A 12,534-nucleotide genomic window follows, 5' to 3' on the forward strand; every position below is an offset into this window, starting at 1 on the left:
ATAAGCCCTAAACCTCGAATCCTAACGGCGTAGTTCGAGCTTGCAAGCGGCCTCTGTGCTCAAACGCGCCCGCGCGCTACGCAAAAAAAGCCGTCGTGCGCTCAATCACCCAATAGGCCGCCATGATGCCTATGGCGTACGCGACGCTCACATCGAGACGGTCAAGTGCCGGCTGTATCCGCGTGGGCTCCAGGAGCATTGACGCCAGATGGCGCAGCAATGCTATCAGCGACAAGACTGCGGCAACGAAGATGAGCTGCCCAATCTCCACCCCAACATTGAAAAACAGCAGCGCAACGGCGATCGAATGTTGAGGTAATCCCACCTCAGCCAGCGCGCCAGCAAATCCAAAGCCATGCAGGAGGCCGAAGGAGAAGGCAACGAGCCATGGCAGGCGCGCGGTCAAACTCGGCTTCCCACGGCGGGCGTTCAGAATCTCGACCGCAACCAGCATGATGCTGAGTGCTATGGTTGCCTCCAGGGGCGGACCCGGCACATTTACGAAGCCCAGCGCCGCCGCTGCAAGGGTAATGCTGTGCGCGATCGTGAATGCCGTAACCGTAATGGCCACGCGGCCCCAGCCTCGTACGAGAATCACCAGCGCCAGCACAAACAGCAAATGGTCGAAGCCGAAAAGAATGTGTTCGACACCCAGGTGCAGATAGGTCGCTGCGATTTCCCAAGCGCCGGGCACGGCTTGAATGATGAATGCCGTCTTCGTTGGAGAAAGCCGTTCGGTCTGTACTGCGCCGCCAAGGCTTTCGATCCGAACCAGTACATCAGTCGATGTGGCCGATAGTCCGTTGATGGACACCGGCTGCCCTATAAATCCTCCGTCCCGCCGAATGGTGCGGCGTTCAACATAGACTCCGTCGCTGAACGATGCACGGGGCGGCCCTACATCCTGAGTGCCCTCGGGCAGCTTGACGTAGATCGCGAGCCGCAAGTCGTCCCCGCGCGCAGGGATTTTGAAAAGAAAATTATACTCGCCGGGGCTGGTCTGGCGCATTTCCAGATAGCCAGGCCGAAGTTCATCCGAGATCGCGGGTTGCGCCAGCAGCACCGCCAGAACAGCAATAAACAAACGAAAACGGGTCATCGACCAACGTCGGCCGACGCCGCCTTGGAAGGAGGCGCTTCCACCACGATTTCGTAGCGCTCCCGTAGCGAGGCATACAGCTTCTGTTCTGCCTCAAGGCGCCGCGCGTTCGCCCACTCTCGGCGGACGGCCGGCCGGACATCATCGAGCGGAGGCAAGCTGCCGGAAACTCGTTCGCTGATAAAGACGAAATGCTGTCCAAAGCTCGAAGAAACCGGCCCCTGCCAGCGACCCTTTTCCATCGCGAGTACCCGTTTGGCGAAGCTTTCGCCAAACTGGTTCGTTACCTTTGTTGCCGAGAAGCCCCGAAACTCCTCGCCAAGCAGAAAGGGATCGCCGAGTGCCGTCGTATCTACAGCCGCATCCGCGCCAGCCAGGACGCTCGCAACCTGTTTGCTGTCGCTCTCGATGGTATTCGGGCGCCGCCTGGCGCTCAGGAAGACGTGGCGGAATGTGATTTGATCGTCGGATTTGAAGCGCTCCGGATTGGATGCGAGGTAAGCGGCAAGCTGCTCATCGCTCGGTTCCGGCATGTCTGCGGCGAGAAATTCCATCTTCTGCCGCACGCGACGACGAATGATAACGTCGTCTCGGTCGAGCCCGGCCGCTTTGCCCTCGCGGTAGAAGACTTCGTCGCGGATGTAGTCTTCGATCAGCCCCTGCAGTTCCTGCTCGCTTGGTGGCCGCCGCCACGTTCGCACAAATCCGTCGCCGAGATTGGCTATCCGCGAGGCGGAAACGACGATTTTCTCAGGTGTCTCCGTGCTTCGCTTGCCGACCAGACCGTAGAGCGCGAACAGCATTGCGCCAAGAGCGAGGAACTGGAGTAATGGCTCTCTCAGCAGCCGAGCGATCAAGGCGTGTACCAAATCGGTGAGGTATAAGCGCGTTCGGTGGTCGTCATTCTGACTTCCGCCGGCATTTTGACACTGAAGTATTTTGCGTCATAGGCCGTCCAGCGCGGCGTCGGAATTTCGATCACCCGCACATAGTAGAACGCGCGCAATGCGGGGTCGAAATCGGGATCTTTCCATACCGTGATCATCTCACCCGCGCCGATCGTGTTCGTCCATGTCGCATTCGCGACATCGACCGTGCTGCCGACGGATGTTCTGCTGCGGCCGTCGGCGTCGATCGTGCGGCCTCCAGACACTGCGACATCATAAATGCGTTCCTGCGCCTGCCCGTCCTTGCCAACCCAGCCCTTGATGACCTGGATGCGATCCAGATTTGCGCCGATCGGATCCTTCAATGCGGCGACAATGAACGAAGGCGATTTTCCCTTTGGCGCATCGCTCAAATCGCCACCCATCGGCACACCCTTGGTGTAGCCAATTCGCGCCGGCGTGCGGTTGTTGGCATCGGCAGCCTCGAAGTCCCAGCCGCCGAAGAAGCGAACCGCCATGCGCGACCCGGTGGTGGCGTAGGTCTCGCGCCGCTTCATAGCGTCGAAAATCGCCTCACGGGTATTTTCAGTTGCCCATACCGCGGCGTACCCGGCCGCCGTGGTCTCCCAGCCCATGATAACGGCAATATTGGTTTTGACGAAGGGATGCGTCGCCCGGCCGGCGCTTGGTTCGGCGGAAGATGTCTTACCGAAGAAATTGTCCTCCTCGACGGCCGCGAGCGCGGTATGCGTATCGGTGCTGCCGACCAGGCCGAACTTGTATGGATTAACGCCGAGTTCGACCTCCATCTTGAGACCGTTCTTGAGCGCCGAACGGACATACTCGAATTCGAGCATCTCCGGCTTTTTCACTTCCGTCAGATCGAGGTTGCCCTTGTCCCATCGTTCGTAGTTTGCAAATTCATCATTGGGTGAAAGAAATGGATGGGTCTCGCCATCGCCCTTCATTTGCGTGGCTTCGTAGAGCGGCTCCCAGCGCATGCGGTTCTCCGCATATTCGCGGTCGATCCGCTTGCCATTGAACGATTCGATGATCGGAAACATCCGACCGTTGCTCAGATTTCCGTTGTGCGCCAGCGCAAGAATTTCGGCGCCGGTCTTCTCCTCAACCATCGCCATCCACTTCCAGAGATCGCGGGGATTTGGACTGCCAAGCGGCGGCTGCGTGGTGTAGGGTTCGACGAGGCTGGCCTTGGCCCCGTTGTCGCGCCAAATGACATTGCGATGAAGGTTGTTGCCGCCCGCGTTCGAAGTCCACTCATAGCCGATGAAAGCCGTGAAACGACCCGGTTCATTGGCTTCTTCCGCCGCTTTGATGGTTTCGCGCCAGGCGCTGCGATAGGCCGGCGTACCCGGCGTCGGGAAGCCCTTCGGCAGTTGCCCTTTGCCGAAACTGACGATGATATCCATCGCCGCCTGCGCACCTTTGCCGGAACTGATCTCGTCGTACCACTTCCGGCCCTGCGGCGTCGCCAGCAGGCCGGGATCCCCGCCGATCAGTTGCGGGAAAAAACCCATGCCGTCCGAATGATCCGCTACCACCATGAAATCCAGCGGGCGCGACAGTTTGGCACGTTGTCCGCTGGAAGCGATAACTTCCTCGCCCTTGGCAAAGCGATAGGCGTCCTTTGGACCGAGCCGAGCGCCGAACGCGCCGGCGTCCATCGAGTATGAGGTGTGCGTGTGCGTGTCGCCGAAGTACGGCCGTGTCGGAAAATTGCGTCCCGCATAGGGCGAGTAAGGCGGCTTGGACGGAAACACTTTATCGGCCGTTTCCTTGTCGAGCGTGCCGATGTCCGTGGTTAAGTCTTCTGCGGCGACCACAGTGACAAACAGGCTTGCGGCACAAGCGCCAGCCAGCGCGGCTCCGGACATGGAGGACAAACGGAACATCATCGGTGCCCCCCTATCACTTCAAGTAATGGCTTAAATAAATTTTGAACTGTCGCGATGTTAGGCCTTCCCGAAACCGCTTGGAAGCCCGCAGTATTTGGTCAGGCATACTACCGTTTCCGGACGTTGCCGTAACCGGCGCTTCCCTCCGAGAACGACATATGATCGCGTTACTTGGTGGCGATCCGGCGGGTGGGCGCCACAGTGCTGGTGGGGGCCATCGGCGATATCGAGAATGTCAGCCAGGTATTCCAACCCGACGGCCGGTTGGCGGCTTCAAATTCGCCGTAACCCTTCAGGTTCAGGTATCCCTGCATGTCGCCTACCGGAAAAAGGAACCCAATCTGCGGTCCGATCCCGAGGACACGCGATCGGAATCCACCCAGGATCGGATGGGCGCCGAAGTCATCCGTGATTTGCTGATAACCGTACCCCACAAGTCCGACGAACACCTGCTTGGACAGAAACTTGGACGCGCCCCAGTCGACGTGGAAATCGATGCCGCTCTGATAATCCCGATCCTTGTTTATGAAATTGTAGGTAAAGCCCGCGACCGCCGAAAATTCGTGCCCGGTTGCTGGATTGAAGTAGGTGTAGCCACCGCCCCCATCGATCGCGGCGTGACCAATCCCGAGATTGGCAAGGCGGGTTCGATCATAGGCCCCGACAGGAATGTCGCCGGTCACATAGGTCATGAAGTTGTGGACGCCGGCGTTCCATTTCAGTGTTGCCTGGGGATACAGATCGCCGACGGAAGTGATTGAATCGCCGAGAAAGCCGGTTCGAGTCGCGAAAAGCGGGCCGACCGCCGCCGTCAGCGTGCCGTCGATGCTGGCGCTCGACCGCCCGAACAGGCCGGTTACGCCGATGGCCAACTGCCCACCGAGCACCGGCGTCGCGAAGGTATAGGTGGGATTGAGCAGGATGAGATCAGCCTGCGCATTCAGGTTGAGGTTTAAATTTACGTTGACGGTCCTCGGAATCCTGCCGATCTCAATCTCTCTTGCCGCCGCCGCAGCGCCGGACGCCCCCACCGTGGTGTGATAATACACTTCGGCCATCGACCAGCCCGGCACGGTTGGCGCTGCTGCGAGGCTGCCGAAGCGGCCGGGGACCCAGTACGATACCCCGGCTTGGTCGGCCTGTACCGGCTCGGGCAGCACCCCGAACATCAGCGCTGCGAGCGCAAAACCGGCGTGCACGAGCCAGCGGCCTGTCCTTTGCTGGGATTTCGCATGTGCCATGTCTTAGCTCCCAGAGCGAATTGTTTCCGCTCATGGATTGAATGCCTCACCGCGTCTCGGCGCAACGCAAAAACCGATTGGCGGGACACGCCAGCCGTGGCTGTTGCTCGAAAACCACTAAAGCTACGCCAGGCCGTAAGCATCCCACCGTGCTTAGCAATCCAGATCAAGCAGCTCTTTGCTTTTGGGTTCGTTCGAAGCCAACTTCGGCCTAGAAGCCAGTGCAACTCAGACCAAGAAGGGCTCCGGCTCAATCAATCGTCGAAACAAAGGAGGCCAAAATGAAGACTCCGTTCGCGTTATCGGCGCTACTGATCACTGGGTTCATGGCCGCAAGCAGCGAACCGGCTGGTGCCGTAGTTTACTGCCAATACGTTTCGTATCCGGCTGGATGCGTCGTAAGACCTGGCGTCGTGCTGCGGCCGCGACCAGTCGCGCGAGCTGTGGTGACCCCCGGCGTCGGTGCGGCTGGTGTTGGCGTGCGGCCAGGAACACCGATGAATCGCGGGGGTCCGGTTAATCGGGTCGGCAGGCGCTGATATCCCAAAGCGTCCGGGCGGAGGCCTGCAAAACCGGCATAGTCGTCGTTGGCAGAAGCTGACGGACGTAATGCCCGCCTTTGTCGTCCACGTTGCGTAAGGGAACAGGGCTGATTGTGAGGAGCAGAGCGTATTTTTTCTGCTCTTGCGGACTTACATGCCTGGCGCCGAGATGACCGAGCAGAAGTGGGCGTCTCCGTTGCGACGGACGAATTAGTTTTCGATGGAAGCGGTCGACTTAGTCCGCAACACTCTCCGTGACTTCTTCCGTTTTCTGACTGAGTGCCATCACGAAGGGAGCGAAAAGATGAAAATCCCGGCGCGGATAATTCTGATTGTCCTGGCGATGATCAGTCTACAATCAGTGTCTTCCGCACAGATGCCCAGCCTCTCGCTCACCCCAGAGCAGTTGCAGGAGCTTGAGAAGAAGGGGTTTCAGGCAGACCCGAAGATCTTGCAGGATATCGCCACAGCCGGCCGACCACTCGGACGCTGGAAGGAAGGGCTCATGTTTGATGGCATCGCGCCGATGCCGTGGCTGAAGAGCGCAGCCAACTGGACCCCGGGTACGGAAGAGGTGCAGCCGGAAGAAATCCGCGTGACCTTCATGGGGAGTTCGCCTTTGCCACGACCGGGCCAAATGGGCACGTCGATCTATGTCGAGCTTGGCAACGGCAACCGCTTCATCTTCGATTTCGGCCCCGGCTCCATCGCCAACTATTTGGCCTCCCGCGTACCGCTGAACCAGATCAACGACATCTTCATCACCCACCTGCATTGGGATCATTTCGCTTCCGTCCCGTATGCCTTTGTGTTTGGTGCCTGGGGTGGCCGCTGGCACGAAACCTTCCGGATTAATGGCCCCTCCGGACGGACTCCGAAACACGGCATCAATCATATGGTGTATCATATGAAGGAGATGTTGTTTTGGCACATGGAGAACTTCAGTGCCGGTAGCCCGATTGGCAAAGGCTATGACATCGAAGTCAACGAGTTTGACTACAAGAATGACGGCGGCGTGGCCTACGAAAAGAACGGTGTCAGGATCACCCACTGGCAACAATCCCATGGGAGCGATGGCGCCTCGGCGTATCGTCTTGATTGGAACGGCATGTGTGTCGCGTTCACCGGAGACGGTCGCCCCAATTCGCTGACAATAACGTACGCCAAGGGTTGCGACCTGCTGATCACCGAGATTCAGCCGGAGACGGTGGCCATCAGCTCTTCGGTGTCAGGCACCATGCCCCTGACTTCGCGCACTACCATTGATGGCTGGCATAATCCCGCCTACGCCGCTGGGTACCTCTACAATGAAGTGAAGCCGCGCCTCGCGATGGCAACTCACGTGTCATACGACGAGTACGTGATGCCGGAACTCGTGGCAGAAGTGCGCCACCATTGGAAGGGTCCGTTCCAGTTTGGTGCGCCGGACATGGTAGTTGTGAACATGACCAAGGACAAAATTTGGGTACGGGATGGCGTAGTGCCCAAGTATCCAAACATGGCGCCGCCCCAGTTCGACGTCTCGACATCGGGCGGGTTGATCATGCCGCTGCCGCCAACAACGCGTCGTGACGTACAGTCACAGTTCATTCGTGACGCGGAAATCTCCCCCCAGAAATACTACCCGGAAGGCTATCATCCCCAGCTGATGCCCTGGTGGCCATCTGACAAGCCGATCTTCCTTCCCGAATCGCTTGTGCCGGAGCAGATGAAGAAAAGGTCGAAGTAAGCATGAAGTAATCCGCGGCAGTCGTTTGGTTCACGACCGGCCTAGCCATTTGCGCCCATTGACCTAAAGCCATCGATCGACATGAGGCCGCAAAAAAGAGCAAGGTAGACGGCGGCGTCATCCCCGCTTGCCCGACGGGCAAATCACTTCTGATTTACGGAAATCATGTCAAGCCCCAAAATAAAAGATATTTCTGTTTACCAGAAGGCAAATCAGGTGCATATGTTTGGCCATCCCGTCCCACTCAGAGGGCGTCGGCCGTCGTCACGGACGTTGGGCGGGTTGCGGTGGACGCTGGGCTCACGCCTGACGATGGCGTGGATCGAGCGTACGGCAAAACCGTGTGGTCCTGGCACCCGTTGCAGGTGTCAAGCTGTCGGTGGGCGAGAGCCGAACGGCAGCGACGGAGTCAACCAAGAACTCGTCTCCGGGGAGAGCACGGCATAAGCCGTAAAGCCATTGCGCAGGGAAGGCCGGGTGTTCCCCGCTGCCCTGTATGCTCGTGTGCAGCCTACTTAGTGCTAACCGCACACGGGACCGCGGGTGCAGCGCGCACCCGGTCTTCCCTGCGCCCTCTCATTTCGGGGGCAAGGAGTTTCTGGCAAAGCTCGGGCGCAGTGCGTCGCGAGAATGCGAAACTGTATCCTTGTCGTCCCGGCGAAGGCCGGGACCCATAACCCCAGGGAGTAGTTTTGCGAACGGTCTCTGCTACCGAGCCTCTATTGAGAGATCACGCGGTATGGGTCCCGGCCTCCGCCGGGACGACAGCTACTGCGCCGAAACGCAATTCACCCACAGCACCACCGCCTTGGCCTTGTCAGACGGATTGCTGAAACGGTGCGGGCGGCGGCTGGCGAAACGGAAACTGTCGCCGGTCTTGAGCGTCCAGCTTTCGGCGTCGACCGTGAGTTTCATTTCGCCTTCGAGCACGAGACCGGCTTCCTCGCCGTCATGCGTATACAATTCGTCACCGGTGCTGCCGGCGGGCTCCATGTGGACCAGAAACAGATTGAGACGGCCTTCAGAACCCGACGGGCTGAGCAACTGCTTGGATATGCCGGTGCGCCACAAATTCAACTCGGCGCGCTGCGGTTCGCGGGTGACAATGGCTTCCGAGCCGCTTCCGGCCGCTTCCTTGGCGCCGAACAGGCCGGCGATGCCGACGCCCAGCACGTCGGCGATGGTCGCCAACACCCGCAGCGAAGGCGAGGACAGGCCGCGTTCGATCTGGCTGAGAAAGCCGATCGACAGATCGGTGCGGGCGGCAATCGTTTCAAGCGACAGCTTGCGGCTTCGCCGCAGGTCGCGGAGGCGCTGCCCGACCGCGACGTCCACCGCCGGTTCGGCCTTGACGGCCTTCTTGCTCATGCGCTTGCCGCCGCTCACGTCAAACCGCGTCCTTCATGTGTATGAAAATCCCGCTTGCGCAATTCCGGGCAATGTGTCCATAATTTCATGGTTGTGAAAATAGGCTTGGACGGCGAAACCTGCAACTGGCTTGTTGACGATGAGGCAAATTCGCCGCCCGGTGCCCAAACAGTTGAGGGGTACGATGCTTTTCAAACGTCTCGTTCAGGCCGCGGCCGCGGCGCTCGTCCTTGCCGCCGCCACGCCTTCATCGGCGCAGCAGGTGCTCAAGGTCGGGTCGACCCCGACCGGCGTGCCCTTCACCTTCCTCGAAACCAAGACCAACAGCATTCAGGGCGTGATGGTCGATCTGATCACGGAGATCGGCAAGGACGCCGGCTTCCAGGTCCAGATCGAACCGATGCAATTCTCCGCGCTGGTGCCGTCGCTGACGTCGAACAAGATCGACATCATCTCGGCGGCGATGTTCGCCACCGCCGCGCGCAAGGAAGTGATCGATTTCTCGGAGGCCGTCTACACCTATGGCGAGGGCCTCGTGGTGCCGAAGGCCGACGCCAAGAACTATGCCTCGCAGGAAGATCTGAAGGGCGAGGTGGTCGGCGCCCAGGTCGGAACGGCCTTCGTCGATGCGTTGAAGAAGACGGGATTGTTCAGCGAGGTCAAGGTCTACGACACCATTCCGGATATTCTGCGTGATGTGAATGCGGGCCGTCTCAAGGCCGGCTTCGCCGACTTCCCGATCCTCGCCTACAACTTGAAGCAGGGCGCGTTTGGCGAAGTCCGGCTGGTGGATTCCTACAAGCCGGTCACGGTGGGCACGGTCTCGATCGGGGTCCGCAAGACCGACCAGGAACTGCTCGGCAAGATCAACGCCTCGCTCGCCAAGCTCAAGGCCAATGGCGCCCTCGACAAGATTCTCGACAAATGGGGTCTGAAGCCCAAAGCTTCCTGATCAGGCCCCTTGATGCGGCATAGCGTTTTCGAGCGAAGTGGATACCGGTTCGCGCAAAGAAAACGCGTCAAAAAATAAAGCCGGCAACGCGTGATGAACTGATGCAAAATTTCCTGCGCGATGCCGTCGAGTTCATGCCGATCCTGCTGCAGGGCGTCTGGCTGACGGTCGTCGTCACCATCGGCTCGCTGCTGCTGTCGACCGTTCTGGGCCTGCTATGGGCCCTGATGCGGGTCTCCGGCATTCGGGTCCTGACTGGCCTGAGCGCCGGCCTGATCAACGTGATCCGCGGCATCCCGATCATCGTGCTGCTGTTCTACCTCTATTTCGTGATGCCCGATTTCGGCGTCGCGCTGACGGCGCTGCAGGCCTCGATCATCGGGCTCGGCATCGCCTATTCGGCCTACCAGGCCGAAAATTTCCGCGCCGGCATCGAGGCGATCGACAAGGGGCAGATCGAGGCCGCCCAGACCATCGGGATGGGCTGGTGGCTGACCATGCGCCGCGTGGTGCTGCCGCAGGCGGTCAGGATCGTGCTGCCGCCCTATGGCAACGTCATGATCATGATGCTGAAGGATTCCTCGCAGGCCTCCACCATCACGGTCGCCGAACTGGCGTTGCAGGGCAAATTGATCGCATCCTCGACCTTCAAGAACACCAGCGTGTTCACGCTGGTCGCGCTGATGTACCTCACCATGAGCATCCCGCTGATCCTGCTGGTTCGCCATTTCGAGAACAAGGCGAAGCGCAAATGATCGAGCTCAGCAACGTCCACAAGAGCTTTGGTTCCAACGAGGTACTCAAGGGCATTACAGCTTCGGTTGAGAAGAGCGAGGTGGTCTGCATCATCGGTCCGTCAGGCTCCGGCAAGTCGACCATCCTGCGCTGCATCAACGGCCTGGAAAGCTACGATTCCGGCAACATTCTGGTGGAAGGCACCAAGGTCGATAACAAGGCGCCATCGATCGTGGCGATCCGAACCCAGGTTTCGATGGTGTTCCAGCGCTTCAACCTGTTTCCGCATCGGACCGCGCTGGAGAACGTCGTCGAAGGACCGATCTATGTGAAAAAGGAACCGCCGGCCGAGGCGCTCGAGCGCGGCCGCGCGCTGCTGGCGCAGGTCGGCCTTGCCGAGAAGGCCGACGCCCATCCGGGGCAGCTTTCCGGCGGCCAGCAGCAGCGCGTCGCCATTGCGCGCGCGCTGGCGATGCAGCCCAAGGCGATCCTGTTCGACGAGCCGACCTCCGCGCTCGACCCTGAATTGGTCGGCGAGGTGCTCGGCGTCATGCGCAAGCTCGCCGATGACGGCATGACCATGGTCGTGGTCACCCATGAGATGGGCTTTGCCCGGGATGTCGCCGATCGCGTGCTGTTCATCGACGGCGGCGTCATCGTCGAGCAGGGGGCGGCGAAGTCCGTGCTTAACGCGCCGCAGCACGCGCGGACCCAGGATTTCCTGCACCGCGTGCTGCATCCCCTCTGAATTGAAGCTGCCGGACCTGATGACCGTGACCCACCATCCCCTTGCCCTGCCGCCGAGCCTCTATGCGGACACCGCCGTTGCGCCGGTCGCGACGCCGCCGCTTGATGTCGACAAGACCGTGTCGGTGGCGATCATCGGTGGCGGCTTTGCGGGATTGTCGACCGCGCTGCATCTTGCTGAAGCGGGAACCGACGCGATCGTGCTCGAAGCCCAGCAGCCCGGCTGGGGCGCATCGGGCAATAATGGCGGCCAGCTCAATCCCGGACTGAAGCTCGACCCGGATACGGTCGAGGCGACGTTCGGTGCGGATCTCGGCCGGCGCATGATCGCGTTCAGCTACAACACGCCGGTGTTCACGCTCGACCTGATCCGCCGTCTCGGGATACCCTGCGAGGCGCGGCAGAACGGCACCCTGCGCGCCGCCTATCATCCGTCCAGCACCGCGGGGGTCGAAACATCAGCCGAGCAATGCATCCGGCGCGGCATGCCGGTCACGGTACTCGGCCGCGACGCCGTCCGCGAAGCGACCGGGACGGACCGCTATCTGCTGGCGATGCGGGACGCGCGCGGCGGCGACGTGCAGCCGCTGAGCTACGCGCGCGGTCTTGCGCGGGCGGCGATGGCTGCCGGTGCTGCCGTTCACGGCGAGACCCCGGCGACCTCGCTGCGGCGCGAAGGCGGACGATGGCGCATTGAAACCTCGCGCGCGGTGGTCCGGGCCGAAAAAGTCCTGATCGCCACCAACGGCTTTACCGATGATCTCTGGCCCGACCTGCGCCGCACCATCGTGCCGGTGTTCAGCTCGATCGCCGCGACTGAGCCTTTGCCCGACGAGGTCGCGCGAAAAATCATGCCGACGCGGTCGGTGCTGTACGAAAGCGGCCATATCACCGTCTATTATCGCATCGATGCGTCGAACCGCCTGCTGATGGGGGGCCGCGGTCCGATGCAATGGATCAAGGATCCAGCGCCGGTCTCATACCTCATGCGTTACGCGGAACGGCTTTGGCCTGGAATCCGCGGCGCGCGCTGGACGCACGGCTGGAACAGCCGCCTCGCCATGACGCCGGATCACTACCCGCATGTGCACGAACCCGGCGCGGGCGCGCTGGCCTATCTCGGCTGCAATGGCCGCGGCGTCGCACTCGCAACCGCCATGGGGCAGCAACTCGCGAAACGGCTGATCGGGGGCGAGAAGGCCGATATCGACATGCCGATTACCGGCTTGAAACCCATTCGTTTTCACGCATTGTGGCCGGTGGCGGTCAAGAGTGTGGTGATGACGGGCCGGATCCGCGATCGCCTTGGGCTTTAGGA

11 protein-coding genes are annotated in these 12,534 nt (G+C 60.6%); 6 read left to right on the forward strand and 5 right to left on the reverse strand.

What is annotated here, in order from left to right:
- Positions 1–76: 76 nt before the first annotated feature.
- From JQ597_RS08070 to JQ597_RS08085, 4 genes are all read right to left on the reverse strand, one after another.
- A complete protein-coding gene (locus JQ597_RS08070) occupies positions 77–1,099 on the reverse strand; it encodes a HupE/UreJ family protein (RefSeq protein ID WP_212263670.1) in 1,023 nt (340 codons plus the stop codon).
- Entirely contained in the window at positions 1,096–1,956 is an 861-nt protein-coding gene (locus tag JQ597_RS08075) for a peptidylprolyl isomerase (RefSeq protein ID WP_249136237.1), read from the reverse strand. The genes JQ597_RS08070 and JQ597_RS08075 overlap by 4 nt, the downstream gene beginning before the upstream one ends.
- Complete coding sequence (locus JQ597_RS08080) at positions 1,953–3,902, reverse strand: DUF3604 domain-containing protein (protein WP_212263671.1); 1,950 nt, start codon at positions 3,900–3,902, stop codon at positions 1,953–1,955. Before JQ597_RS08080 ends, JQ597_RS08075 begins: the two co-directional genes overlap by 4 nt.
- A 167-nt stretch (positions 3,903–4,069) precedes the next feature.
- Positions 4,070–5,071 (reverse strand): SphA family protein, encoded by a 1,002-nt coding sequence (locus tag JQ597_RS08085; protein WP_249147605.1) that lies wholly within the window; start codon positions 5,069–5,071, stop codon positions 4,070–4,072.
- 398 nt (positions 5,072–5,469) lie between these two features.
- Between JQ597_RS08085 and JQ597_RS37575 the strand changes: the two genes are divergently transcribed.
- Complete coding sequence (locus tag JQ597_RS37575) at positions 5,470–5,682, forward strand: hypothetical protein (protein ID WP_502754336.1); 213 nt, start codon at positions 5,470–5,472, stop codon at positions 5,680–5,682.
- A 223-nt stretch (positions 5,683–5,905) separates the two neighbouring features.
- Positions 5,906–7,414, forward strand: a complete 1,509-nt coding sequence (gntH, locus tag JQ597_RS08090; RefSeq protein WP_212263673.1) for a guanitoxin biosynthesis MBL fold metallo-hydrolase GntH — start codon at positions 5,906–5,908, stop codon at positions 7,412–7,414.
- A gap of 768 nt (positions 7,415–8,182) precedes the next feature.
- Here gntH and JQ597_RS08095 read toward each other — a convergent pair.
- Positions 8,183–8,782, reverse strand: coding sequence for a cupin domain-containing protein (locus JQ597_RS08095; RefSeq protein WP_212263674.1), 600 nt, complete (start codon positions 8,780–8,782; stop codon positions 8,183–8,185).
- A gap of 184 nt (positions 8,783–8,966) precedes the next feature.
- On the opposite strand from JQ597_RS08095, the gene JQ597_RS08100 reads away from it, so the two are divergent.
- The 4 genes from JQ597_RS08100 to JQ597_RS08115 all read left to right on the forward strand — a co-directional run bounded on the left by JQ597_RS08100 (position 8,967) and on the right by JQ597_RS08115 (position 12,532).
- Positions 8,967–9,734 (forward strand): ABC transporter substrate-binding protein, encoded by a 768-nt coding sequence (locus JQ597_RS08100; protein ID WP_212263675.1) that lies wholly within the window; start codon positions 8,967–8,969, stop codon positions 9,732–9,734.
- Positions 9,735–9,835: 101 nt separating this feature from the next.
- On the forward strand, positions 9,836–10,489 hold the full coding sequence (locus JQ597_RS08105) for an amino acid ABC transporter permease (protein WP_192734427.1): 654 nt from the start codon (positions 9,836–9,838) through the stop codon (positions 10,487–10,489).
- On the forward strand, positions 10,486–11,217 hold the full coding sequence (locus JQ597_RS08110) for an amino acid ABC transporter ATP-binding protein (protein WP_212263676.1): 732 nt from the start codon (positions 10,486–10,488) through the stop codon (positions 11,215–11,217). The genes JQ597_RS08105 and JQ597_RS08110 overlap by 4 nt, the downstream gene beginning before the upstream one ends.
- 19 nt (positions 11,218–11,236) lie before the next feature.
- Positions 11,237–12,532 carry an NAD(P)/FAD-dependent oxidoreductase gene (locus JQ597_RS08115; protein ID WP_212263677.1) on the forward strand — a complete coding sequence of 432 codons (1,296 nt, stop codon included), beginning with the start codon at positions 11,237–11,239 and terminating at the stop codon, positions 12,530–12,532.
- The last annotated feature ends 2 nt before the right edge of the window (positions 12,533–12,534 follow it).

Source organism: Bradyrhizobium sp. AUGA SZCCT0177, assembly GCF_018130125.1.
Lineage (GTDB): Bacteria > Pseudomonadota > Alphaproteobacteria > Rhizobiales > Xanthobacteraceae > Bradyrhizobium.

Excerpts from the sequence above, each read along its gene's own strand:
- JQ597_RS08070 (WP_212263670.1), bottom strand. The coding sequence starts at position 1,099 with ATGACCCGTTTTCGTTTGTTTATTGCTGTTCTGGCGGTGCTGCTGGCG.
- JQ597_RS08080 (WP_212263671.1), bottom strand. The coding sequence starts at position 3,902 with ATGATGTTCCGTTTGTCCTCCATGTCCGGAGCCGCGCTGGCTGGCGCT.
- JQ597_RS08085 (WP_249147605.1), bottom strand. The coding sequence starts at position 5,071 with ATGTTCGGGGTGCTGCCCGAGCCGGTACAGGCCGACCAAGCCGGGGTA.
- JQ597_RS37575 (WP_502754336.1), top strand. The coding sequence starts at position 5,470 with ATGGCCGCAAGCAGCGAACCGGCTGGTGCCGTAGTTTACTGCCAATAC.
- gntH (WP_212263673.1), top strand. The coding sequence starts at position 5,906 with ATGGAAGCGGTCGACTTAGTCCGCAACACTCTCCGTGACTTCTTCCGT.
- JQ597_RS08095 (WP_212263674.1), bottom strand. The coding sequence starts at position 8,782 with ATGAGCAAGAAGGCCGTCAAGGCCGAACCGGCGGTGGACGTCGCGGTC.
- JQ597_RS08100 (WP_212263675.1), top strand. The coding sequence starts at position 8,967 with ATGCTTTTCAAACGTCTCGTTCAGGCCGCGGCCGCGGCGCTCGTCCTT.
- JQ597_RS08105 (WP_192734427.1), top strand. The coding sequence starts at position 9,836 with ATGCAAAATTTCCTGCGCGATGCCGTCGAGTTCATGCCGATCCTGCTG.
- JQ597_RS08110 (WP_212263676.1), top strand. The coding sequence starts at position 10,486 with ATGATCGAGCTCAGCAACGTCCACAAGAGCTTTGGTTCCAACGAGGTA.
- JQ597_RS08115 (WP_212263677.1), top strand. The coding sequence starts at position 11,237 with ATGACCGTGACCCACCATCCCCTTGCCCTGCCGCCGAGCCTCTATGCG.